Below are 23,268 nucleotides of genomic sequence, written 5' to 3' on the forward strand. Positions count from 1 at the left end.
CCAAAAGTCACTAATAGGCAAGCTGGATCTGGTCACGACCATTGGCCTTGGCACGGTAAACGGCCTGATCGGCCATTTTCAGGGCATGACTAAAAGGCATGCTGGGATTGACTTCGGCCACCCCAAAACTGGCCGTGACATGAATGAGCGTGTTCTCCTGACGCACTTCCATCTCACGGATCGCAGTGCATAGCCGGTTTGCTACCATATGTGCATCACTGACCGAGGTTTCTGGCAGTAAGACCACAAATTCCTCACCGCCCAGCCGACAAAAACAATCTTCAATGCGCACCACGTCCAGACAACACTGCGCAAACTTTTGCAGCACTTTATCACCGGCATCATGACCAAAATCGTCATTGATCCGTTTAAACCTGTCCAGGTCCATCATGATCAGACTCATGGGACGCTCTGTGCGCTGATGACGGCTCATTTCACGCTTGGCATGCTCCATTAGAAAGCGGCGATTGTTAAGGCCCGTAAGCATGTCCTGAAAGGCCATTTTGGTAAGCTTTTCCTGCATTTGATACAACTCATGTACCAACAAACGCCGACTACAGCAATCTGCGACCATTTCTGTGATTGTTACTTCCCACTCCTGCCACTGGCGCACATCAGCCCGTCCTTCACAACACACCACACCCAATGCAATGCCATTTTTAAAGATGGCAGTATCCAGCATGGTGGCGATATTATGCGCCTTGAGATAGATATCGGTGAATTCGCAGGTGCGAGGATCTGTACAGGCATTGTCTGCTGCTATCGACTGGCCACTAATAATGGTGGCAAAGTAAACGGGAAAATCATCAATGCTCAGCTCCGGCAGCTGGCTTGGCACGGTCTGCCAATCCGTATTGGCGTAATTGAGCAACTTGCCCGGCTTGTGCATGTCGTCAAACAACCACACCGACACACGATCGACCTGAAGCAAAGATTTTGCCTCAAAAATGATATCGCGCAGAAAGCTCTGATGTTCACCTGAAACATCGACTTCTTGCGAGCTGATCCGCCGCAATTTTTGCGTGCTCTGGGTTAATCGATTCAAAGGTACTACCAAGTCGCAAAGCTGTTGAAATCAGGCACCATCTTAATGTGATGCCATATCGTTGTCATACTCTAATAGTATAGCGCCTGTCACAAAATGCACTGTTTTCTTTAGTCCAGACATACCCAAAACTGAAAACAGATACACTAAGCCATGTATTTTGCCAGGTACTTTTTAAATACCGGATCGCTCTGCGCCAGTCCTTTTTGTTCTGCCAGAATTTCTTTTAGCATCTGCTTTGAGGTCAGCGGGTTGGCCAACACCACTCTGAATACCACGGTAGGCTGATACTGGTATTGCGAGGGGGTTAAACGCGTCCGTGACACAAAAGAGCGCCCTGATTCACGCTGCCGTTTCTGCATACTGGCAGTAAATCGATTTAACGCCGCATAAATGTCGATGCGCTCCTGCTCATCGGCTTGTTCAATCGCCTGGCGGATCTGTTTGGGCACATAGCGATAGGTCAGCAGGCATAACTCCGGCTCAGAGACCAACTCAAAGTCGTCTTCTTCGTGGATCAGTTCTGCAAAATAATGGGCTTTCTCAATGCCTTTGTCGATCAGCATTTCGTACCCTTTACGGCCTATCACCCGTAAGCATGCATGAACCAGCATGGCCATACCAGGGCGGCTGCCCTCCAGAGTATGACTACCCAGATCTTTTGAGCCTTTACGCAGAATGTATTCCGCATGGTGTTCTATGGCATCGGTTGCGGTGGGATCTTTAAACAGTACTATGCCTGCGCCCATTGGCACATACATTTGCTTGTGCGCATCAATGGTAATCGAATCAGCTAGTTCAATGCCCTTGAGCAAATGGCGGTAATTCGCGGACAACAAAGTTGCTCCGCCCCAGGCGGCATCGACGTGAAAATGACACCCCAGCTCCTGAGCCAGCGCCGCCATTTCGGGTAAGGGGTCTATGTTGCCTGTTTCAGTAGTACCGGCCACACCAACAATCGCCATGACCTTAATACCCTGCTCACTCAGCGTCTGTGCCTTAGCGCGCATTGCCTCAACGTCAACCTTGTTGTTCTCGTCGGTTTTGACAGCAATGAAATTACTGCGCCCAATGCCCAGCACATCGGCCGCTTTACCCAATGAGTAGTGACCACGCTCAGATACCAATACGGCCAGGCCTTTGTATCCATAATGCATCATGGCAGCCATGATCCCTTCACTGGCAAGCCCTTTAAAGTCACCATCCGGACCGAGCAATCGGTTGCGGGCGATCCACAAAGCCGAAATATTGGCAATGGTACCCCCAGAGCAAAATGCGCCGAGTGCGGTCTTGGCACTGTGCATCCATTTTTCATAGAAGGCATCATCTTCGCCATAAGCAAGATGATGCATCATGCCCAGCACCTGACGCTCCAATGGCGTAAAGGCCTTTGAAGTTTCTATTTTTACCAGGTTCTGATTCAAACCGACCATCAACTTTGACAGCGGCAGAACAAAATGCGGCAGCGCTGAGGTCATATGCCCGATAAAGCTTGGCGACGCAGTATGCACAGAGTGTGCAACCAGCTGTTCCATAATATCCTGAGCATAGTCAGAGACAAACATCGGTTCTTCCGGGATCATTGCCGACTGAAAGTCTTTTTCTATCTCATGCAATGGTTTTTCAATTGCTGCGATATTTTCATTCAGAAAGCCCGCCAGATTACTGGAAATTTCCTGCTCAATTACACTTAACGTGGAGCTGGGTGCTTCTGGAACGGTAAAGATACGCATTAAGCTTTCTTCAGAAGCGACTGCACAACGCTTTGGACCCATTTTAATACCTAATCATGCGTGGGTAACTGATGTGGGGAGTTACCTTGCCAAGTTGATACGAAATGACTAACTTTACTGTAAAGCGATGGGAAAGTCTGCAATGCAGTCAAAAAAAATGAACTCTGCTTGATAATTTGATGAACCTCTGATGACACAGCATCGCACAGTAAACCCAGTATTTAGTACGATGCATGTAAGGAATAGGGTTCAAAAATAAGGCAGATTCGTTAAATATTTTGTCAGCATTGCCAGAAATGGATAGTATTAGGAACAATTCGTCCCACCAGACTTGCAGACTCAAACGGAAACTGACAATGAATAAACGGAATTTTGCGCTTAGGGCCTTATCTCTGACCTGGATAGTCATCGGCTTTGTGGTGTTTGTTGCCTCTTTGTCCGCCTATGTGCTTTACACCTATCATCAGACCCGTACCACCATAGTACAAAGCATAGATCAAAAGCTCCTCATGGCGGCCCGCAGTACCCAGCTGATATTGGGGGAAGACTACCATGACCGACTCAACGAAATTAACAGCGATGAATATCGCCACAAGAGTATGCAGTTATCACAACTGGCACAGCACCTGGGTGTCGAGTATGTGTATGCTATGGTCTATGATGCGCCCTATGTGCGTTTCAGTGCCTCTAGTTACACCCAAAATGACGTATTACAGGACAAAGTCACGCGCATGCTCGACCTGTACCCGGAGGCAACTTCGGTTAACAAAAGCGCGTTTCGCTCAACACAGCCATTATACGAAGTGTCCGAAGATAAATGGGGCCATTTTAAAACCATTTTTATTCCCCACGTCACACGTGACGGCAAGGTCTTCCTGACCGGGGCCGATATTAAGACATCACACATCCAAACCGAACTGGCAAAAAGCGTTAAAGAGGCTCTGTTCACTGCGTGCTTTTTCTTTGCCATTGCTTTACTGGTAGCAGGGATGTATTTACTGATACTGAGGAAAACCCTGACAACCGACCCGCGTACCGGATTCCCCAATCGTCTGGCATTAGAACAGGATCTGGCCAAAAACCCCACTCAGCACCTTAGCCTGGCAATTATCGCAATCAACGAGCTGGAAGAGATAGTGAGCTTTTATGGCACCGATGTCGGTGATGAAATCATACGCAGAGTGATGAGCCACTTCAGTGAATTTACCGCCCCATTTAAAGTGTATCGTCTTGCCACTGCCAAGTTGGTGCTATTGAGCGATGCCAACAAAGGGGAGCATTATCTGAGTAGCCTGATCAATGAATTTCCTGCCACAACGCCGATTTTACAGGACCCACATTTGTACATTCAGGTAACCGCCGGCATAGCCAGTGGCAATAAACGCCTGTTACTGGAGAATGCGTTTATCGCATGTCGTCAGGCACAACAAAAACAGCAACGAGTGTGCATCTATGGCCAGGATCCAACGCAGATCAAGACCATTCAGGAATCCCATATTGCCATTGCAAAAACAGTTCAAAGTGCGTTTGAACAACATCGTATTCTGCCCTACTTTACGCCCCGTATGGGCACTGAGAGCAAAGCCGTCGAACAATATCATTGCACCCCGAGAGTACTCACAGAGCAGGGCCTGATCTTACGTCCTGAATCTTTCTCAGAAGTGATCCGCCACTCCAGACTGAGCTCTCAGCTAACCAAAGTCATGCTTGAGCTGTGCACCGCACATTTTCGAAAATCACATCATGCCTGGAGCATGCAACTGAGCTGGCAGGATCTGGCCGACCCGCAAATCATGGAGTTTATCTTTGCGCAGATCAGACGCTACCCACAGCCCGCCAAAATTACCTTTGAACTGGAAGAGCAAGAAGTGATTGAGCATTTTGCCGATATGCGGGTTTATATCAATGTGCTAAAAAGCAAAGGGGTAAATATCATGGTGGCGTCAAGCAACAGTGGTTTGCTGACCATCAGCCGGGTGCTGAAACTCACTATAGACAGCGTTAAGCTGACCTCCAGCGTCATTGAACAACTAAGTGAAGAGACTGAATTGCATGAGTACATTGAACACATTGCCAGACTCTGCCATGAGCGCCAAATCACCTTGTTGGTTGATGGTGTACAAAGTAAATATCAACTGGATCAATTGCTAAGCTGCAACGTTAAGTTAGTTGAAGGAAGTCTGATTGGCGCACCTGGCCCACACATCAATGTCAGCCAGAGCAATATGGGCAAGGATTTACAGGCCAGTGCCTGACCGGTCACCTGCCAGAGCACAGGTGACCGGAAACGCTTATAACTGAGCAATCAGGCGAGTACTTGATTGACCGCTGGCCCAGTACTTGCGCTCAAACGGCGTCATGGCTGTGTCACTTTCATAGTCACTTACCGTTGCCTGAGCGCCTGCAAGCGCCAGGCTGCGGGCAAATTCCTCAACATAAATAGACCAGTTGCTGCGCAGTTCAAGCCGCCCCCCCAGCTTTACGATATAAGGGAATACAGCGGCACCATGCCAGCGCCTTTGCAGGTGTTTCGCTTTAGGCCAGGGGTTGGGGTACAGTAAATAATGGTGACTTGGCTGCCAATTAGCTTCGCAGGCCAGACGCCAGAAATCATTCAGATCTGCCTGAACCAGAATGTATTGACCCGACTCTGTTTGCTTATATTCAATGTCATGCTTTTCAAGACGATGCTCTGACTTATCAATACCGATGACTAACGCATTCGGGTGTAGTTTGGCTAAATTCGCCGTACTTTCCCCCACCCCGCAGCAAGAATCCAGAATGATCGGACCATCGAATGCCTGTACTTTCTCATTCACCTGTTCGAAGGCTTGTTGGGTATGGGCAGCAATGGGTTTTTTGAATGGCGTATTGAGGTGCTTTTGTACTACCTCGTCTAACTTTTCATGCAGTCCGGTCTGATTACTCGTGATGCTTCTGGAATTGGCGTCTGACATAGTATTTTTTCGTTAGCTATAGAAAGTGGCAATTCTATAACCCCAGAAATCAAAGTAAATAGCTAACTGAAACCTGCTTTACAAATACTTCGGCGCGAACAGCACTCGCGATGCAGCAATGCCGCCAACCAAAGGTCACGGCATTAGAATTAAAGCAAATAAACCAAATTCAGTTATGGTCGATAATAACAGACCCGTTGGGCTGTCATACTGCCAAATGAACCTGTGTACACAACGGTGCACGTATAGCTCCAGCTGCTTAACGTTTCAACAAGGCTTGCTTCTCTGTATGCAGCTTCCGCAGAACCATCATGAGGGTAGCTGACTCCAATGCTGCCATTTGTGTAGTTAGTCACCGTAACTTTTCTGTTCAATTTACAATTACCACCTTCATCCAAGGTGCATGCCGCGATCGGTATTTTTCTTCTGCCTTCTTCGTAGTACATAAAGCTCGTTAACGGCAGTTTTCCATTTTTGCTGTTTTTGAGTAGCCTGTCTCTTAGTTCTGTAACTGTACTGGACCCGATCTGGGCTGCCGCCCCGTCTATTACTTTAGTTAAAAAAGAGTTCCTGGTTGTTGTGGGCGCTTCTCTTTGCCGAATACCCTGTACGTCTATATCACCATCCAAATTGTTCAGTGCTTCCGGTGCGACAATATCATACAGCTCGGGATCTATCGTGTGTGGCGTACACATCTCTCGTTCGCATGGGTCATAGTACTCCATTCGGTAGGTATACAGGCGATTGTAACGTACTGCCCGAACCAGATCCTCGACCAGTTGCTTGTTCGCAGAGCGACCGAGACATGCATTTTTGTTTGCACATTTTTGTTCCATCGCAATTGCGATCGCTTCCCTTCCGACATCAGTCACTCTCACTTCAATCTCATAGCCCTGAGACAGATAGAATGTACGTCCCACTTTGGACGCTTCAGAGAATTGGGAAAACAACCCTGACGATAAACCCAGTACCGCAACTAATAAACTTCTAAACATATAATTTCCTTGTCATAACTTCATTTGGATACATTACCCAAAAAGGATACTAACAAATGAAAACAAGAGAAACAATACCACAACAAAATAGCAACACAAAAAATGACAAATATTAAAAAGCTGCTGCTTGAAGTGGTAAGTGGCAGAGTCTCCCCCTGCCACCTCGATAGCCTAATGCTCAGTGACGCAAGCCGACGCCGCGCTTGATCAGGTTCAGTGCAACCGCAAATAACACGGTGATGAAACCCAGCAATACCCCAAACGCCAGGGTAATATTGACATCAGACACCCCCAGGAAGCCATAACGGAACGCATTCACCATATAGATGATGGGGTTAATCTGAGACACCCCCTGCCAGAACTCCGGCAACAAGGTGATAGAATAAAACACCCCGCCCAGATACGTCAGTGGCGTCAGCACAAAGGTTGGAATGATACTGATGTCATCAAAGCTATTGGCAAAAACGGCATTGATCAAACCACCCAATGCAAACACAGCCGAAGTCAGTAAAACCGTCAATACAATCACCGCCAGATTGTGAATCTGAATATCCACAAACAGCAGGCTGACCAGAGTCACTATCAGACCCACCAGCATACCCCGCGCCATACCGCCGCCCATATAACCCAGCACTATGATGTAGTTGGGCACCGGTGCCACGAGCAACTCTTCAATGCTTTTCTGGAACTTAGTCGAGTAGAAGCTGGATGCTACGTTTGAGTAGGAGTTGGTGATCACCGACATCATGATAAGACCCGGCACAATGAACTCCATGTAGCTAAACCCGCCCATTTCACCAATGCGTGAGCCGATCAGAGAGCCAAAAATCACAAAATACAAGGTCATGGTAATGGCCGGTGGCACCAGGGTTTGTATCCAAATTCGCAGGAAGCGAATACACTCTTTGATCCAGATACTTTTCAGTGCCACGCCGTAGTTTAAGATTTTCATTCGCTGCGCCCCTGTTCCAACAATCCGACAAATAACTCTTCCAGGCGGTTTGCCTTATTTCGCATACTCAGCACGGTATTACCCTGTTCATTCAGCTGGGTGAATACCCCATTGAGCCCCTGAGATTTCGCGACTTCAACTTCCAGCGTATGATCGTCTGTCAAAACAAACTCGTAGCCTGCCAGGTTAACCGGATTAATGGGCGCCTTAAGGTCCAGTACAAAGGTTTCTTTATCCAGCTTAGCCAGCAACGCCTTAATGGTCGTGTGTTCTACAATCTTGCCCTGATCGATAATCGCAATGTTGCGACACAGCAACTCGGCTTCTTCCAGATAATGGGTGGTCAGGATAATGGTGATACCCTGAGCATTGATTTCACGTAAGAAATCCCACATTGAGCGGCGCAGTTCAATATCAACACCAGCCGTTGGCTCATCCAGGATCAACAGTTTAGGCTCATGCATCAACGCACGGGCAATCATCAAACGGCGTTTCATACCGCCTGATAAAGTCCGTGCCTGCTTGTCTTTTTTATCCAGTAACCCCAATTGTTTTAGATATTTCTCGGCGCGTTCATGGGCCTGGGCACGCGGCACACCATAATAGCCCGCCTGATTGACCAAAATCTGATTAAGGGTTTCAAACTGATTAAAATTAAATTCCTGTGGCACCAGGCCCAGATGAGATTTAGCCGCTTCCAAATCGGTGTCTATGCTCTGGCCAAATACTTCTACCTGACCCGCCGTTTTATTCACCAAAGATGAAATCACACCTATGGTGGTCGACTTACCGGCACCATTAGGGCCCAGCAGCGCAAAGAAGTCGCCCTGCTCAACCTGTAAATCAATCCCTTTGACGGCCTCAACGCCGTTACTGTAGACCTTGCGCAGGCCTGATATATTTAATGCCTTTGTCATCTTATTGTTTTTCCTCACATCCCCATGTTGTTGTTTTCACTTATTTGTACCAATACGCTTTGTTACCCAGTCTGGTAAAAAGCGCAACACCTTAGCGCCAGAGAAGTCTCGACCTGGTTATTCAGTGGTTCTGAATACGTCATTTTCAACCCAGGTCATGATAAGTTTTAACCCCTCTGCGCCTGTGATGTATTACCGCTGCTGAGGTTTAGTCGCCGTAGCCCCAGCGCTTTGCTAACCGATGCTCTATACCCAGATGATCTAAAATGCGCGCCACCATGAAATCGACTAAGTCCTCAATGCTTTGTGGCTGATGATAAAAACCAGGAGCCGCAGGCATAATAGTGACCCCCAGCCTGCTCAACTTGAGCATATTTTCCAGGTGAATGGCACTGAACGGGGTTTCTCTGGGCACTAGAATAAGCTCACCACGCTCCTTGATCACCACATCGGCCGCACGCTCCAGCAGGTTGTCTGACGCCCCCATGGCAATGGCGGAGACACTTCCAGCGCTACACGGACACACCACCATTTTCTTAGGGGCCGCAGAGCCCGATGCCACCGGGCTGAACCAGTTGTCTTTACCAAACACCTGGATCTGTCCGGCTTTGGCCTGATAGAGCTCGCTGAGCTGCGCCGTGGCCTTGTCTTCATTGCCAGACAGTTTGATATTCGATTCAGTGTCCAGCACCACGCGGGCAGCACTGGAGATCAACACATAAACCTGATAATCCAGCGCCACCAGCACTTCGAGTAAACGCAACCCGTAGGGCGCACCCGACGCCCCGCTGAACGCCAGTGTGATAGCTGGCTTAAATTGTGACATAACTTTATGACCTCTTTTCGCGCAGTGCACTTAACACTGCCTCATGGATCCCATTAAACCCACCATTGCTCATGATCAAGACATGCTCACCCGGCTTTGCCTGAGCAGCCACCGCCGCCACAATGTCATCAGTGTTGTGGTAACACCCATACCCTGCTTGTTGAGCCGCTTCTTGTAATGACCAGCTCAGCTTAGGCGGCTCAAACAACAGCACCTCATCGGCTGCCGCCAGTGAGTCCATCAAGGTTTGCTGGTGAACCCCCATTTTCATGGTATTGGAGCGCGGTTCCAGAATCGCTGTAATACGGGCGTCACCCACCTTGGCACGCAGTCCGGCCAGAGTGGTTTCAATTGCTGTGGGGTGATGAGCAAAATCGTCATACACACAGACTCCATTGACCTCACCCAACAACTCCATGCGTCGCTTAGGTGATTTAAACTCACCGAGCGCTTCAATACTGACAGACACAGGAATGCCCACATGACGCGCAGCCGCAATGGCCATCAGCGCATTTTTAACATTGTGCTCGCCAATGGCCTGCCAATTCACCATGCCCTGACTTTCGTTGTTTAGCAGCACCTCAAACTGGCTGCCATCTGCTTTGCACAGACGATAATCCCAGTCACCACCGAGCGTTTCTTGCTGACTCCAGAAGCCCTTGTCTATCACTTCGCACAGGGGTTTATCCGCTGCCGGGTAAATTGCTTTACCCTGCGCAGGTAAAGTACGAAGCAAGTGGTGGAACTGGGTCTGAATTGCAGCCAAATCGGCAAAAATATCGGCGTGATCAAATTCAAGGTTATTCATGATCAAGGTCCGCGGCAGGTAATGGACAAACTTGCTGCGCTTGTCAAAGAACGCCGTGTCATATTCATCGGCTTCAATGACAAAAAACGGGGTATCACTGGTGCGCGCCGATACACCAAAGTTTTGTACTATGCCACCGATCAGAAAACCGGGACGCAATCCAGCATATTCCAGCAACCAGGCCAGCATACTGGCAGTCGTCGTTTTACCGTGGGTGCCGGCCACTGCCAGTACCCAACTGTTTTGCAAGACGTGATGTTTTAACCACTCGGGACCTGAGGTGTAAGGTAAGCCGCGTTCCAGCACATATTCCACACAGGCATTACCACGGCTCATGGCATTGCCAATCACCACCATATCGGGTGCCGGATCCAGCTGAGCCGGATCGTAGCCCTGAGTTAATTCAATACCAAGCGACTCCAGCTGAGTGCTCATAGGGGGATAAACGTTTTGATCGGATCCCGTCACCTTATGGCCCAGCGATTTTGCAATGGCCGCAATGCCACCCATGAAGGTGCCGCAGATCCCAAGAATGTGAATATGCATGATTTTATTTATTAATTAGCTGACTAACCCGCTTAGGTTAACATACTCGCCTGAACCTTGGCTGGTTTTGTGAGCAGAACCACACAAAACACTTTTGCAGCTGGTGCAAAGTCACGGCAACAGACATGAAAAAACCGGCTTAAGTGCACCACCTAAGCCGGTTTTTAAATACGATTTTAGCGAGCTACTTAATTAAGCAACACCGTACTGGTCACGATACGCTTTAACCGCTTCCAGGTGCTCGGCCATATCACCTTGTTGCTCAAGGTAAGTAATAAGATCAGCCAGCTTCACGATAGACACCACAGCGGTGTTAAAGTCGCGCTCAACTTCCTGAATAGCAGACAGCTCACCTTTGCCTTTTTCCTGACGATCAAGGGCAATCAACACACCCGCCAGATCTGCGTCATTGGCAGCGATGATTTCCATCGATTCACGGATAGCCGTACCCGCCGTGATCACATCATCCACCAGCATAATACGACCAGCCAGCTCAGAGCCTACCAGGTTGCCACCTTCACCGTGCTGCTTTTTCTCTTTACGGTTAAAGCAGTAAGGTACGTCTTTGTCATAATGATCTGCCAGTGCAACAGCCGTGGTCGTCGCAATTGGGATCCCTTTATACGCCGGGCCGAACAGGACATCGTACGCAATGCCAGCATCTTCCAACGCGGCTGCGTAAAAACGACCTAAACGCGCCAAATCACGACCGGTGTTAAATAAACCTGCATTAAAGAAATAAGGGCTGGTACGGCCAGATTTAAGCGTAAATTCACCAAACTTCAGCACCTGCTTTTGTAGGGCAAATTCAATAAAGTCTTTTTGATACTGTTTCATGCGATACCTTCTTATTTACTTATGCTTATGCCAGAGCCTGTTTTTGCAGGTCAATGATCTCACGGATTGAATGCTTGGCCAGTGCCAGCAGCTCATCCAGTTCTTCAAATGAGAAAGGTTCGCCCTCGGCCGTGCCTTGCACTTCAATCAGTTTGCCGGTTTCCGTCATGATCACGTTCATGTCGGTCTCAGCTTCTGAGTCTTCCAGATATTCCAAATCGGTAATGGCTTCGCCGTTGTAAACACCCACAGAGATAGCTGCAATCATAAACTTCAGCGGGTTAGCATTGATCATGCCCTTGGCACGCATGTGCGTCAGCGCATCAACCAATGCCACACAAGCACCGCTGATCGATGCAGTACGTGTACCACCGTCTGCCTGTAACACATCACAATCGATGGTAATGGTGTTTTCGCCTAATGCGCTCAGGTCAACCGCAGCACGCAATGCACGGGCGATCAGACGTTGGATCTCCATGGTACGTCCGCCCTGCTTACCTTTTGCCGCTTCACGGCCATTACGCGTGTGAGTAGAACGCGGAAGCATCCCGTATTCTGCAGTGATCCAGCCTTTGCCCTGGCCTTTCATAAAACGCGGTACACCCGCTTCAACCGTGGCAGTACACAACACTTTAGTGTTGCCGAACTCTACCAGCACCGAGCCCTCGGCATGCATAGTATAGTTACGTGTAAAAGTTACCGGTCTGATTTGATTTGCAGTTCTTTCGCTTGGACGCATCCACCTTCCCCTATCATCAAAGTTTCGCGATATTATAAAGGGTTCCCAGGCGCTATGCCATGCGGATCGCGAATAATTCACACCCAGCCACTAGAGCTGGGCGATGTTTCAGCTATAATGGCGATGTTTCAGCTATAATGGCGATGTTTCGTTCATGGCGATGTGTGTGTTCACCAACGACAGCGCTGTACATTAGGTAGCCACATGCAGACACGCCGCAACCTTAAATTAAATTAGGAACTTATATGATCCATAGTATGACCGCTTATGCCCGTAAAGAGATCAAGGGCGACTGGGGCACCGGTGTGTGGGAGATCCGCTCCGTCAACCAACGCTATCTTGAAACCTTTATCCGCGCACCGGAACAGTTCCGTGGCCTGGAACCGGTTATTCGCGAGCGCCTGCGCAAACACTTACAGCGCGGTAAAGTGGAAGTATTTTTGAAGTTCACCGCCAACCCGGCGCACGTAGGTCAGCTGTCGATCAACGAAACCCTGAGTAAGCAGCTGATCGAAAATGCCAAGTGGGTGCAGTCGCACAGCGGTGGCGAGATCAACCCAACAGACATCCTGCGCTGGCCAGGCGTCATGGAAGCCGAAGAGGTGGATCTGGACACAGTGAACAGCGAGCTGTTAAAAGGCTTTGATGCCCTGGTTGAAGAATTTAAAGCCGCGCGCGCAAGCGAAGGTAACAACCTGGAAACCATGATCACCACCCGTCTGGATAGTATTCTGGATCAGGTTGCCGTTGTTGAGGGTCACATGCCAGAAGTGGCTAAATGGCAGCGTGAAAAACTCACCGCTAAGCTGGAAGACCTGAAAGCCGAAATCGACGAGAACCGCCTGGAGCAGGAGCTAATCTACCTGGCGCAAAAACAGGACGTGGCAGAAGAACTCGACCGCCTCAAGTCACACGTTAAAGAAACCCATAAGATCCTGAAAAAAGGCGGCGCCTGTGGCCGACGTCTGGACTTTATGATGCAAGAGTTCAACCGCGAGTCTAACACCCTGGCATCTAAATCCATCAATACCGAGATCACCAACGCCGCCGTTGAACTCAAGGTACTGATTGAGCAAATGCGCGAGCAGATCCAGAATATTGAGTGATAAAAACTAAACTCATTGAAAAGCCCCAGCTGTTGGGGCTTTTTTGTTCAACACTTCCGCATTTAATTTCCCCTGCCGCCCTTCGTGCAAATATAACACAATGATTCTTAAGCTCTTTAGTGAATACCCAAAGTTTTAAGGGCGTGTGCAAAACTGCCGAAGTGTTCACTAAACCTGGTTGCGGGTACTCCCGCCATCAATACGCCGATCTCATCGATTTGCGCTTGCGTAGGCTGGTTAAATGAACGGTTATAGTCATCCCCCCAATTCGCCAGCTCTGATTTAATCTGACCTTCATCAAACATAGAAACGACCTGTTCGTTTGACATTAGCATCAGTAAAAATACCACTCTTTCCCACTTATTGATTTGATGAGACAGCGCGACACATGCTCGTGCGGTATGCGGGTGTTCTGAATCACAAATGACATCCATCAACGCTTTCGCATTCAGGTAGAGCCGTGTTTTTACCATCAGCCTTGCTGACTCCTTACATACTGAAGGAGAGGGATCTCTTAGCCCGTTCAACAGATATACCAAACTATTGTGGGAGTCTAACTTCAACAGACTGTTTAGCGCCTGTTTTCTGAGAGAAGGTGTACCATGCTTATGAAAGTATTTTATTTTATCCAGATCACCAACACACTTAAGATAGCCAAGCCCCCAGATAGCCGCCTTAGTACTTATGTCTTTAGTAAGATGCTCCCTGTAAAATGCCACAACATCATTACCATTTTCCTGGCAGTGCTTTACAGCCAGCTCACGTATCGAGGAATGGCGATCAACTAATCCTTTTTCAGCCTCCTGAGCATTATTGGTGGCCATTAGTAGGTGCTTTAATGCGGCTTTTCGGATTGGCATAAACTTATCATTTAATAAGCTTAGGTAGTGCGTCTCCAGCACTTGTGGATAGTGAACGCCAGACCAGCGAAAAGCTTGAACTCTGACTAAGGCATCTTTACTCGCAAAGGCCATTGGCAACAGCGTTTGGGCATCAACAACCTGATGTTCAATGACTAAATTCAAGCAGAGCCTGGCTATATAACTGTTTGCGCTTTGCACAGCTGCCAACAAATGGCCTCGGTTTGTTTCTGTTAACAGCAAAGCCTCCACTTGCCGAATAACATCTTGATGATTGGCCCTGTAGCAATTCTGAAGATGATATACTTGAGGAAGACACTGAATAATGGCTTCAACATTTTCATCTACCATCAACTTGCTCAACGCTTTTACTGCCGCATCTCGAACTTGAGGCACCCAATCATTCACGCGAATAATTAGACAGGGAAAAGCCACCGGGTCGCCCATCATACCTAGTCTTAAAACGGCATTTTCTCGTTTGTGACCGTCATGATCCTGACTCAACTTAATAAGCTCTTCAATGGTTGCTACCAGCTCAGGTTGAGTATTTCTATTTAAGGTTATTTTTTTCAACTGACTGAATAATTGCTGCAAGTCATACACAATAGTGCCTTTTTAAATATACCCGGTTAATCTGTCGGCTAGCCTAACGCAACAAGGCATAACAATAAACTCCGCCAAGTCTACTGTGGTTTTCCTCTAAACCGGTCTACGAGTGCCTCCAATCACGCCCTAAACCTTTAATCTTTGCCGTACTGAGGTAGAAGCTCAGATATCATCTGCTCCACCTAGTGGAATTCAAAATAATTGCAAAACAATGTGTGCCTGAAAATGAGTAAGGATCATCCAGGCATGGCAGGAAGTGACAACTTTACATGATGCTTTTTTATTCGATTCAGATGGCCACACCAATTGAAACACAAAAGGGGTACAGTTAACATCATCGTACAGTCAAATAAAAAGGAATATGGACATGACAAAAATAACGTTACTCAGCAGGCAAGCTCTCATCTCCAGCGTAGCGGTGCTTTATCTCTCAGGTTGCGGCTCATCAGACTCCAACACAGCACCATCGGTACAGAATAAAAATGAGCGTGCAGAAACAAGAACACAGGTTTGGAACATTGATGCTTACGCTCAACATTGTACCGGAGTGGCACAACAATTATGCCTCAGGGTCAAATACTCTGATGAGGAAAGCTATTCATTGCATTATGGCTTGATTGAAGGGTTTGAATATCAATGGGGCCACCATTACCAGCTAGAGGTGACAGAGTCTGACGTAAAGAATCCGCCTGCCGACGCTTCAAGCAAAAAGATTCAACTCAAAGCCATTAGCTCGGTAAAAGAGGATAGTATTGGGACTGAATATATTCTGTCAGACGTAAATTTACAGCCAGATACACTGGTGTATGATGACAAAGAACAAAGCTATCGTTTCTTGGGTAAGCCCTTCAGCTGCACCAAATATGTAGACTGTGACCATTTATATTCTATGCGAGAAACAGGTGCCAAAGTAAATCTAACCTTCCGTTACGAAGGTAACGCCAATATCGCTCTGCTCAACTGGAATTAATAGCTGTGGCATCTACATTAGTCGATGCCACATTATTTTAGGCACAGAGATCCACTTTGATTCCATTGACTTCACCATTGCGGTTGAGGACATCTATTTGCGCGTTCAAAACGAAGATGTACAGGCGTATCTGGCAGAGCAAAATGCCCAATAAACTTGGGCTATTTTGCGCAGGCTTTACCCGTTACAGCTGAGTTACCACATCCCGGCGCTTGGCCTGCTTATACATAAAGTGGAAAAACAGCGAACTCAACATAAATAAAATGACACTGGGCAGGCTTGCGAGCACCATCTGGCTTAGTTCGCTTTCTATTGGTACCACAAACACCATGAGCTGGAATTATTAGCTGACACCCACTGATAAATTCACAGACCAATTGTGGGCAGTCTCAAAGTCGAACCAGCCTCAAAGCCTTTACGCCAGTTTGGGGTGGCTGTCCATGTTGCTCTTCACGGCTTTACGGAAAAGAAACCTACTTGAGCGCGCAATGGCTGCCAAAATATTAATTAGGTTGGTTATAGTTAGCATATTTCATGCGTTCCAGCTGGTTGCTTCAAAACCAGCCTAACCAGTCTTGATAACTCGCTGCAACAATTCCGTGTGTAAAGCATAAAAACTGCTAAGACAGGTTATTAGCTGATTGTCCAGCACTTATCATAGGTCCAGGTGCGATTATGTAGATCTTCATAAAAAAAGCGCTGAACGCGCTTTTTGTTTTAGCAATTAAGCTGGCTTTAGCCGCCACAGCTCTTTTTAGGAACCGGGTGAGCCATTTGGACTCGACTAGGTAAATCAGGGCTACCAATCCCCGCCCCACCTTTCACACTTTTCAATTTGTCTAAGTGTAATTGCTCCATACTTAATGACGCCTCCGTAAATACTCGACTCAGTCAGTCGATGTTTTAGATGATCATGCTTCCAAAGCAGACACAAGGCCTGTACCAAACATGAATAAGCCGACCACATCAATCAATGTGGGGCAAGAAACACTCTTAAAGAACACTCTCTCGCTCAGCGTATTTTTCTCTTACCTGTGCATTCATAGCAAACGCAAACATGCTCAGACACAGCACGATATGGGCCACCAACATAAAGTTGTCTCTGATATAAAGTTTGAATGGCGCCGAGTCAATAACGTAATATTTGTAAGCTAAGACTTCTAGCCAGGTGATTAAATTAGCAAGACACATCAAGGCAATGAGCAGCAATATTGTACATTCTTGCGCTGATAACGTTTGTAGTCTGTACACTCTCTTAAAATACTGACTGCCAGACAAGACATAAAGCCGCAAGGCCAAGTTTCTGCGATACACTATGGGTAAAACGAAAATCAAGCTCATGCCAATGTCAGCAAGATAATAATGTGTGCTCCACTGTAATGTGATAGGGAGCGTAACTAAGTCAATAATTTCGAAAAGGCCATAAGCCAGCAAAAACCAACGGGCCGTCGCAACATTCCAACTAATTAGCAATCCCAGAAAAATAACGAAAAGAGGGGCATATTCCATGATGGCGTATACTTCTTTCATAACCTACTCCTTTTCTGGTTTTTCGTCGGGTGAAGGACTTTGTTCTTCAAAGTCGGTTAAGTTCAGTACGCCAGTCAGGTCTTTACCAAAAACCAAAAACAACTCGAACATCTGGGCGTAACTCATATCGGTTTTGCCGGATTCATAGTTGCTGATGGTGGCCTGGTCGACACCAAGCCGCCTGGCCAGCTATTGCTGGGACCAGCCTCTGTGGTGTCTCAACTGGCGGATTGAGCGCTGCACATAGCGCCTGAAGTTCTCCACTTTGTGATTGCGCCTATCAGGACTGTTCTTCACGCGCATGCATCTCCCTATTTATTCCTGAGGCTAACCTAGCAAGCCACACCATAAAATACAACATTTTAGAAACAAAATTAACACACTCAACTACCCTTTATGAATACTTTTATAACCTGTTCCACTTTGCATCCGTGTTTATCCTCACCCCGGTAACAGCCCCAAACCTGAACCCTGAGCAGTAACCTTACCCTTTATTTGCCCTCGCCCATTGACCTGTCTATAACTTCATAGTTTATCGTTTTCGTTTGTTACGGCCTGACTGCGCTTATTGTTGGCCAGTCTGGCATATGTAAAAGAGGAGCCGGATTTGGTGTATCGGATTTCTGAATTGGCGGCGCAGCTGGGTTTAGCGCGTTCTACTTTGTTGTATTACGAAAAGCGGGGGCTGATCTGTGGCAGCCGGGCCAGCAATGGTTATCGGGTTTATGGCGAGCAGGACTTACAAAAGCTCAGACTGCTGCAACAGCTACAGGCTGGCGGACTGACGCTGAGTGAATGCAAACAGGCGCTGGAGGCCAAGCTAGATCGCACCGTACTCAGCAACAGGCTCGCTGAGCTGGAAAGCGAAATTGCATATAAGCAGCAGGCGCATACTTTGTTGTCTGCGCTGCTTGGGCGCGGTTCACTGCGCGACTGGCATGCACAGGCCGATAAACTGGCACCCGATGCACACAGAAATTGGCTCGAACAACAAGGGTTTGATGAACAACAAACTCTGTACTTAAAATGGTTATCAAAAGACATGAACGAACACGATACTTATATGGCCGACTTTATGGCGGTCTTTCATCGGCTGGAACGCTGGGGACCCGGCAGTAATGCCGATACACGCAAGGCGTTAACACACATTCCTTTTACACCGCACACCGTGCTGGATATTGGCTGTGGTAAAGGCTTTGCTACTGAGTTACTGGCACAAGAGACACAGGCGCAGATCACGGCGGTGGATAATGAAGCTCAGGCAATCGACAGTCTGGCGGCGCGGCTAAAACACGTGGAACTGGACGAACGTGTTACCCCTCTGTGTGCCAGCATGACTGCTTTACCCTTCCAGAGCGGCAGCTTTGATCTGCTCTGGGCTGAAAGCTCCGCTTACATAATGGGCTTTGAAGCGGCGCTGAATGCCTGGCGCCCGCTGCTGCGTTCAGCCGGCTGCCTGATGGTCAGCGATTTGGTGTGGTTAAACGAGACGCCCTCTCAGGAGGCAATCACCTTCTGGCAACAGGAATACCCGGATATGCAGACAGTTGCTGTAAGACTGGCACAGATTGAGCAGGCCGGTTTCCGGGTCTTAAACCACTTTACGCTAAGTGCACAGGCCTGGGCAGACTATTATGGACCACTCACAGCTGAAGTTGCACAGCGACTGAGCCACCAGCCGAATTCCGCTGCACTTCAGGACATGGCCCGGGAAATTGCCATCTACGAGCGTTATCTGGGCGAGTTTGGCTACCAGATGTTTGTGCTGCAACGCAGCGATTGAACACGGTGAGGCTGGTAAGTTAGATAATATGGCTTTAAAATAACTCTTTTGGACAACCAGCGGTGTGGCCACATTCACATCGCTGTACTGCAACCCTATAGGTCTGACGTATGCCACATCAAAATCGCGGTAATTTGTTTATTCTTTCAGCACCCTCTGGTGCCGGAAAGTCAAGTTTGATTAAAGCCCTGCTGGAAAGACAAGATAAAGTCAGGGTCTCGGTGTCACATACAACTCGTGCGCCTCGCCCGGGTGAGAATAATGGCGAGCACTACCACTTTGTCTCTGTGGATGAGTTTAAAGCGCTTATCAACCAGAATGACTTTTTCGAATGGGCGCAGGTTTTTGATAACTACTACGGCACCTCTAAACAGGCCATCGAAAACCAGCTTGCACAAGGTATTGACGTGTTCATGGACATTGACTGGCAAGGTGCCCGTCAGGTTCGCGAGCTGCTGCCTGAAGTAAAAACCATCTTCATTCTGCCGCCGTCAAAGCAGGCGCTGGAAGAGCGTTTGAATAGCCGGGGGCAGGACTCTCAGGAAATCATTGCCTCGCGTATGGAGCAGGCCAAGTCTGAATGCTCTCACTACAATGAATTCGACTATCTGCTGGTCAATGATGACTTTGAGACTGCCCTGAATGAACTGGAGCACATCGTCGTGGCTGCACGTCTGGAGCTGAAAAAGCAACAGGTGAGCCAGCAGGCATTGATAGCAGAACTGCTGAAGTAAGTCACGTCCGCGGCTGACTGATCCGGGTTTCACACTGGCTGCAAAGATTGTAGCCACATAAAGCCGTAACGACCCGATATTTTTTAACCATGTACTTGGCGAATCCGGCGCTTTTTAGTAGACTAGCCCTTTGCTAAATGTATTGAATTTTTTGGAGTGCTTCGATGGCTCGCGTAACAGTAGAAGACGCAGTAGATAAAATTGGTAACCGTTTCGACCTAATTCTTGTTGCAGCGCGTCGCGCTCGTCAGATTGCAGTCGGTGGTAAAGACCCTCTGGTTGAAGCTGAAAATGACAAGCCAACCGTAATCGCATTGCGCGAAATCGAAAAAGGCATGGTCACCAGCGATTCACTGGACATGATCGATCGCGAAGAGCAACAAACTCAGGAAGCTGCAGAGCTTGCTGCTGTTGCTGCAATTGTGGGTGGCAATCGCTAATCCACTGCGACCAGTACGACAATAACGCCAGCTTTATAGCTGGCGTTATTGTTTCTGCAGCACAGGTCACTGAACACCTCTATCTAGACTAATAAATGTGTTAGTCGATTGGCTTCGACGTCAATTCATCGTATATTCAGTACTTAACTTATTATTAATACCAATCAAATGTCATACCAACCAAGGTAAAGGTGTTATAGCCTGACTGCAGGTAGGTTAATACGCATTTGATATAACTTCGCTGGAACATTGGAGTGTGAATGTATCTGTTTGAAGGCTTAAAGAAAAAAATATCAGAGTATCTGTCACCCGAAGATGTGGAACTGGTGCAAAAAGCCTACGTGGTTGCCCGCGAAGCGCATGAAGGGCAAACCCGCTCCAGCGGCGAGCCTTATATTACTCATCCGGTTGAAGTCACCCAGATCCTGGCCAGCATGAAGCTGGACCACGAAACACTGATGGCAGCATTGATGCATGATGTGATTGAAGACACCGACTTCAGCCAGACCGATCTCGCCGAAATCTTCGGTGATACAGTTGCCGAACTGGTGGCCGGTGTCAGTAAGCTGGACAAGCTCGACTTTAAAGATAAAAAAGAGTTTCAGGCCGAAAACTACCGTAAAATGATCATGGCCATGACCCAGGATATCCGGGTGATCCTCATCAAACTGGCCGACCGCACTCACAACATGCGCACGCTGGGCTTTTTACGCCCGGAAAAACGCCGCCGGATAGCCCGTGAAACCCTGGAAATCTTTGCGCCTATCGCCAACCGTCTTGGTATCCACGATATTAAGAACGAACTTGAAGATCTGGGCTTTGCGGCTTTATACCCGATGCGTCACAGAGCGCTCAAATCAGAAGTAGCCAAAGCGCGAGGTAATCGTAAAGAAGTGATCAGCAATATCCAGTCGGAGATAGAGTCTCGTCTGGAAGAAGCAGGCATTGATGCGTCGGTCAGTGGCCGTGAAAAACACCTCTACAGCATTTATAAAAAGATGCTCAACAAAGAGCTGCTGTTCAACGAAGTGATGGACATTTACGCTTTTCGCATCAACGTCAACAGCATAGATACCTGCTACCGGGTGCTGGGTGTGGCGCACAACCTGTATAAGCCCATAGAAACCCGCTTTAAAGACTACATTGCTGTACCTAAAACCAATGGCTATCAATCACTGCATACCTCTTTGGTCGGGCCGCATGGTATTCCGGTAGAGATCCAAATTCGCACCCATGATATGGATCACATGGCTGATAAAGGGGTTGCTGCGCACTGGATGTATAAAAAGTCCGGTGACACAGCGGGCCATACCGCACAGCAACGCGCCAGACAATGGATGCAAAGCCTGCTTGAGTTACAACAAAGTGCGGGTTCATCGTTTGAATTTGTCGAAAACGTAAAGACCGAGCTGTTCCCGGAAGAAATTTATGTCTTTACGCCGGATGGGCGCATCATTGAATTACCTATGGGCGCAACTGCCGTCGATTTTGCCTATGCCGTTCATACCGACGTCGGTAACACCTGTGTTGGCGCGCGCGTCAATCGTAAGCCTTATCCACTCAGCAAGGCGCTGGACACCGGGCAAACAGTTGAGGTGATCACCAGCTCTGGTGCACACCCCAATGCCACTTGGTTAAACTTTATTGTCACAGGTAAAGCACGCCTGGGTGTACGTAACTACCTTAAGAGCCAGCACCAGGAAGAGTCTATCCTGCTGGGTCGACGCTTACTTGACTCCGCACTGGGTGAGCATAAGCTGGATGATATTCCCACCGAACAGATAGACAGAGTACTGGAAGAGCATGACCTGAACACCGTACTTGAGCTGTTAGTGGAAATTGGCAACGGCAACATCATGAGTATGTTGGTTGCAAAGCGCCTGCTACAAGCCGATGATGAAATCGAAAGCCTGGCACAAAAAGCCAAAGCGCCGATCATTGGTACAGAAGGCATGTTGGTCACTTATGCCAAGTGTTGCCGACCTGTCCCGGGTGATGACATCACCGCCTATGTTAGCCAGGGCAAGGGCTTAATGGTCCACCGCCAGGAATGTAAAAACATTAAAGGCTGGCAAAATGAACGTGCCAAGTACTTTGTGGTAAAGTGGGAAGATAACCCCGAAAAAGAATACATCGCAGCACTGCGGGTTGAGATCATCAACCACCAGGGTGCGTTGGCCAAATTAACCAATGTGGTTGCAAGTACACAAGCTAATATTGTGGAGATTGCAACCGAAGAAAAAGAGAGCAACCTGTACGTGATTGACCTGGGCGTTACCGTTAAAGACAGGATCCACGTTGCAAATATTATGCGCCGGATCCGGGTAATGCCAGATGTACAACGTGTAACCAGGAAGCGATAAAGGAAAGACAATGAATAAAGCCATTATTTCAACCGATCAGGCGCCGGCAGCAATCGGCACCTACAGTCAGGCAGTTAAAGTCGGTACGGCGGTTTACCTTTCGGGGCAGATCCCTTTGGTGCCTGAAACAATGGAAGTGATCTCAGAAGATTTTGCAGAGCAAACACAACAGGTATTTAAAAACCTGACTGCCGTGTGTGAAGAAGCGGGCGGCCAGTTGCAGGACATGGTCAAGGTTAACATCTTCCTGACTGACTTAAGTAACTTTGCTACCGTCAATGAGATCATGAGTCAGCACTTTAAAACGCCCTACCCGGCACGTGCTGCAATCGGCGTAAAAGAGCTGCCTAAGGGCGTACAAATTGAGATTGATGGCATCATGGAGCTGCCTTCAACCAACTAAGACGCCGTGCCTATTAGTTATATTGCTCAAGCCCGCTTAATGCGGGCTTTTACTTATCTGTACAATGATTTTTCATGCCCTTAACTTTGATCTTAAACACTTGACCGCATACTATTAA

At 48.0% G+C, this 23,268-nt stretch carries 21 protein-coding genes; 8 read left to right on the plus strand and 13 right to left on the minus strand.

Annotation, left to right across the window (positions count from 1 at the left end):
• Positions 1-10: 10 nt before the first annotated feature.
• On the minus strand, positions 11-1,045 hold the full coding sequence (locus PRUB_RS02955; RefSeq protein ID WP_010383475.1) for a sensor domain-containing diguanylate cyclase: 1,035 nt from the start codon (positions 1,043-1,045) through the stop codon (positions 11-13).
• A 146-nt stretch (positions 1,046-1,191) separates the two neighbouring features.
• Positions 1,192-2,820 carry a pyridoxal-dependent aspartate 1-decarboxylase PanP gene (panP, locus tag PRUB_RS02960; protein ID WP_010383476.1) on the minus strand — a complete coding sequence of 543 codons (1,629 nt, stop codon included), beginning with the start codon at positions 2,818-2,820 and terminating at the stop codon, positions 1,192-1,194.
• Positions 2,821-3,134: 314 nt separating this feature from the next.
• Between panP and PRUB_RS02965 the strand changes: the two genes are divergently transcribed.
• The gene (locus PRUB_RS02965; protein ID WP_010383477.1) at positions 3,135-5,033 is read left to right on the plus strand and encodes a GGDEF domain-containing protein; all 1,899 of its coding nucleotides are present in this window, start codon (positions 3,135-3,137) and stop codon (positions 5,031-5,033) included.
• 36 nt (positions 5,034-5,069) lie between these two features.
• Here the strand turns inward: PRUB_RS02965 and trmB are convergent, their stop codons facing one another.
• The 8 genes from trmB to rph all read right to left on the minus strand — a co-directional run bounded on the left by trmB (position 5,070) and on the right by rph (position 12,355).
• Positions 5,070-5,735 (minus strand): tRNA (guanine(46)-N(7))-methyltransferase TrmB, encoded by a 666-nt coding sequence (gene trmB, locus PRUB_RS02970; RefSeq protein WP_010383479.1) that lies wholly within the window; start codon positions 5,733-5,735, stop codon positions 5,070-5,072.
• A gap of 173 nt (positions 5,736-5,908) precedes the next feature.
• Complete coding sequence (locus tag PRUB_RS02975) at positions 5,909-6,730, minus strand: hypothetical protein (RefSeq protein WP_010383480.1); 822 nt, start codon at positions 6,728-6,730, stop codon at positions 5,909-5,911.
• A 178-nt stretch (positions 6,731-6,908) separates the two neighbouring features.
• Positions 6,909-7,676: an ABC transporter permease gene (locus PRUB_RS02980; protein WP_155946230.1), complete on the minus strand. Its 768-nt coding sequence runs from the start codon at positions 7,674-7,676 to the stop codon at positions 6,909-6,911.
• Between the two features lie 2 nt (positions 7,677-7,678).
• Complete coding sequence (locus tag PRUB_RS02985; protein WP_010383482.1) at positions 7,679-8,599, minus strand: ABC transporter ATP-binding protein; 921 nt, start codon at positions 8,597-8,599, stop codon at positions 7,679-7,681.
• A gap of 208 nt (positions 8,600-8,807) precedes the next feature.
• Positions 8,808-9,425 (minus strand): flavin prenyltransferase UbiX, encoded by a 618-nt coding sequence (locus PRUB_RS02990; RefSeq protein ID WP_010383483.1) that lies wholly within the window; start codon positions 9,423-9,425, stop codon positions 8,808-8,810.
• A gap of 4 nt (positions 9,426-9,429) precedes the next feature.
• Positions 9,430-10,779, minus strand: coding sequence for a UDP-N-acetylmuramate:L-alanyl-gamma-D-glutamyl-meso-diaminopimelate ligase (gene mpl, locus PRUB_RS02995; RefSeq protein WP_010383484.1), 1,350 nt, complete (start codon positions 10,777-10,779; stop codon positions 9,430-9,432).
• A gap of 192 nt (positions 10,780-10,971) precedes the next feature.
• Positions 10,972-11,616, minus strand: coding sequence for an orotate phosphoribosyltransferase (gene pyrE, locus PRUB_RS03000; RefSeq protein WP_010383485.1), 645 nt, complete (start codon positions 11,614-11,616; stop codon positions 10,972-10,974).
• Positions 11,617-11,641: 25 nt separating this feature from the next.
• Positions 11,642-12,355, minus strand: coding sequence for a ribonuclease PH (gene rph / locus PRUB_RS03005; protein WP_010383487.1), 714 nt, complete (start codon positions 12,353-12,355; stop codon positions 11,642-11,644).
• Positions 12,356-12,600: 245 nt separating this feature from the next.
• Here rph and PRUB_RS03010 point away from each other — a divergent pair, with 245 nt between their 5' ends.
• The gene (locus tag PRUB_RS03010; protein ID WP_010383488.1) at positions 12,601-13,461 is read left to right on the plus strand and encodes a YicC/YloC family endoribonuclease; all 861 of its coding nucleotides are present in this window, start codon (positions 12,601-12,603) and stop codon (positions 13,459-13,461) included.
• A 116-nt stretch (positions 13,462-13,577) separates the two neighbouring features.
• Here the strand turns inward: PRUB_RS03010 and PRUB_RS03015 are convergent, their stop codons facing one another.
• Positions 13,578-14,924: a HEAT repeat domain-containing protein gene (locus tag PRUB_RS03015; RefSeq protein WP_010383490.1), complete on the minus strand. Its 1,347-nt coding sequence runs from the start codon at positions 14,922-14,924 to the stop codon at positions 13,578-13,580.
• A 370-nt stretch (positions 14,925-15,294) separates the two neighbouring features.
• On the opposite strand from PRUB_RS03015, the gene PRUB_RS03020 reads away from it, so the two are divergent.
• On the plus strand, positions 15,295-15,897 hold the full coding sequence (locus PRUB_RS03020; RefSeq protein WP_010383491.1) for a DUF4377 domain-containing protein: 603 nt from the start codon (positions 15,295-15,297) through the stop codon (positions 15,895-15,897).
• Between the two features lie 993 nt (positions 15,898-16,890).
• On the opposite strand, the gene PRUB_RS03025 is transcribed toward PRUB_RS03020, so the two are convergent.
• Both PRUB_RS03025 and PRUB_RS26565 read right to left on the minus strand, forming a co-directional pair.
• Entirely contained in the window at positions 16,891-17,427 is a 537-nt protein-coding gene (locus PRUB_RS03025) for a hypothetical protein (protein ID WP_010383493.1), read from the minus strand.
• Positions 17,428-17,430: 3 nt separating this feature from the next.
• Positions 17,431-17,616, minus strand: coding sequence for a helix-turn-helix transcriptional regulator (locus PRUB_RS26565; RefSeq protein WP_277925290.1), 186 nt, complete (start codon positions 17,614-17,616; stop codon positions 17,431-17,433).
• A 421-nt stretch (positions 17,617-18,037) separates the two neighbouring features.
• On the opposite strand from PRUB_RS26565, the gene PRUB_RS03035 reads away from it, so the two are divergent.
• From PRUB_RS03035 to PRUB_RS03055, 5 genes are all read left to right on the plus strand, one after another.
• Complete coding sequence (locus PRUB_RS03035) at positions 18,038-19,210, plus strand: MerR family transcriptional regulator (RefSeq protein WP_010383497.1); 1,173 nt, start codon at positions 18,038-18,040, stop codon at positions 19,208-19,210.
• A 110-nt stretch (positions 19,211-19,320) separates the two neighbouring features.
• Positions 19,321-19,944, plus strand: a complete 624-nt coding sequence (gene gmk, locus PRUB_RS03040) for a guanylate kinase (RefSeq protein ID WP_010383498.1) — start codon at positions 19,321-19,323, stop codon at positions 19,942-19,944.
• Positions 19,945-20,108: 164 nt separating this feature from the next.
• Complete coding sequence (rpoZ, locus tag PRUB_RS03045; RefSeq protein ID WP_010383499.1) at positions 20,109-20,384, plus strand: DNA-directed RNA polymerase subunit omega; 276 nt, start codon at positions 20,109-20,111, stop codon at positions 20,382-20,384.
• A gap of 260 nt (positions 20,385-20,644) precedes the next feature.
• Complete coding sequence (spoT, locus tag PRUB_RS03050; RefSeq protein ID WP_010383500.1) at positions 20,645-22,747, plus strand: bifunctional GTP diphosphokinase/guanosine-3',5'-bis pyrophosphate 3'-pyrophosphohydrolase; 2,103 nt, start codon at positions 20,645-20,647, stop codon at positions 22,745-22,747.
• Positions 22,748-22,757: 10 nt separating this feature from the next.
• Positions 22,758-23,150, plus strand: coding sequence for a RidA family protein (locus PRUB_RS03055; protein WP_010383501.1), 393 nt, complete (start codon positions 22,758-22,760; stop codon positions 23,148-23,150).
• The last annotated feature ends 118 nt before the right edge of the window (positions 23,151-23,268 follow it).

Source organism: Pseudoalteromonas rubra (assembly GCF_000238295.3).
In the GTDB taxonomy this organism is placed as follows: domain Bacteria; phylum Pseudomonadota; class Gammaproteobacteria; order Enterobacterales; family Alteromonadaceae; genus Pseudoalteromonas; species Pseudoalteromonas rubra.

Excerpts from the sequence above, each read along its gene's own strand:
- mpl (WP_010383484.1), bottom strand. The coding sequence starts at position 10,779 with ATGCATATTCACATTCTTGGGATCTGCGGCACCTTCATGGGTGGCATT.
- PRUB_RS03055 (WP_010383501.1), top strand. The coding sequence starts at position 22,758 with ATGAATAAAGCCATTATTTCAACCGATCAGGCGCCGGCAGCAATCGGC.
- panP (WP_010383476.1), bottom strand. The coding sequence starts at position 2,820 with ATGGGTCCAAAGCGTTGTGCAGTCGCTTCTGAAGAAAGCTTAATGCGT.
- PRUB_RS02990 (WP_010383483.1), bottom strand. The coding sequence starts at position 9,425 with ATGTCACAATTTAAGCCAGCTATCACACTGGCGTTCAGCGGGGCGTCG.
- rph (WP_010383487.1), bottom strand. The coding sequence starts at position 12,355 with ATGCGTCCAAGCGAAAGAACTGCAAATCAAATCAGACCGGTAACTTTT.
- rpoZ (WP_010383499.1), top strand. The coding sequence starts at position 20,109 with ATGGCTCGCGTAACAGTAGAAGACGCAGTAGATAAAATTGGTAACCGT.
- PRUB_RS02975 (WP_010383480.1), bottom strand. The coding sequence starts at position 6,730 with ATGTTTAGAAGTTTATTAGTTGCGGTACTGGGTTTATCGTCAGGGTTG.
- PRUB_RS03010 (WP_010383488.1), top strand. The coding sequence starts at position 12,601 with ATGATCCATAGTATGACCGCTTATGCCCGTAAAGAGATCAAGGGCGAC.
- PRUB_RS03025 (WP_010383493.1), bottom strand. The coding sequence starts at position 17,427 with ATGAAAGAAGTATACGCCATCATGGAATATGCCCCTCTTTTCGTTATT.
- PRUB_RS02965 (WP_010383477.1), top strand. The coding sequence starts at position 3,135 with ATGAATAAACGGAATTTTGCGCTTAGGGCCTTATCTCTGACCTGGATA.
- gmk (WP_010383498.1), top strand. The coding sequence starts at position 19,321 with ATGCCACATCAAAATCGCGGTAATTTGTTTATTCTTTCAGCACCCTCT.
- pyrE (WP_010383485.1), bottom strand. The coding sequence starts at position 11,616 with ATGAAACAGTATCAAAAAGACTTTATTGAATTTGCCCTACAAAAGCAG.
- trmB (WP_010383479.1), bottom strand. The coding sequence starts at position 5,735 with ATGTCAGACGCCAATTCCAGAAGCATCACGAGTAATCAGACCGGACTG.
- PRUB_RS02985 (WP_010383482.1), bottom strand. The coding sequence starts at position 8,599 with ATGACAAAGGCATTAAATATATCAGGCCTGCGCAAGGTCTACAGTAAC.
- PRUB_RS03020 (WP_010383491.1), top strand. The coding sequence starts at position 15,295 with ATGACAAAAATAACGTTACTCAGCAGGCAAGCTCTCATCTCCAGCGTA.
- spoT (WP_010383500.1), top strand. The coding sequence starts at position 20,645 with ATGTATCTGTTTGAAGGCTTAAAGAAAAAAATATCAGAGTATCTGTCA.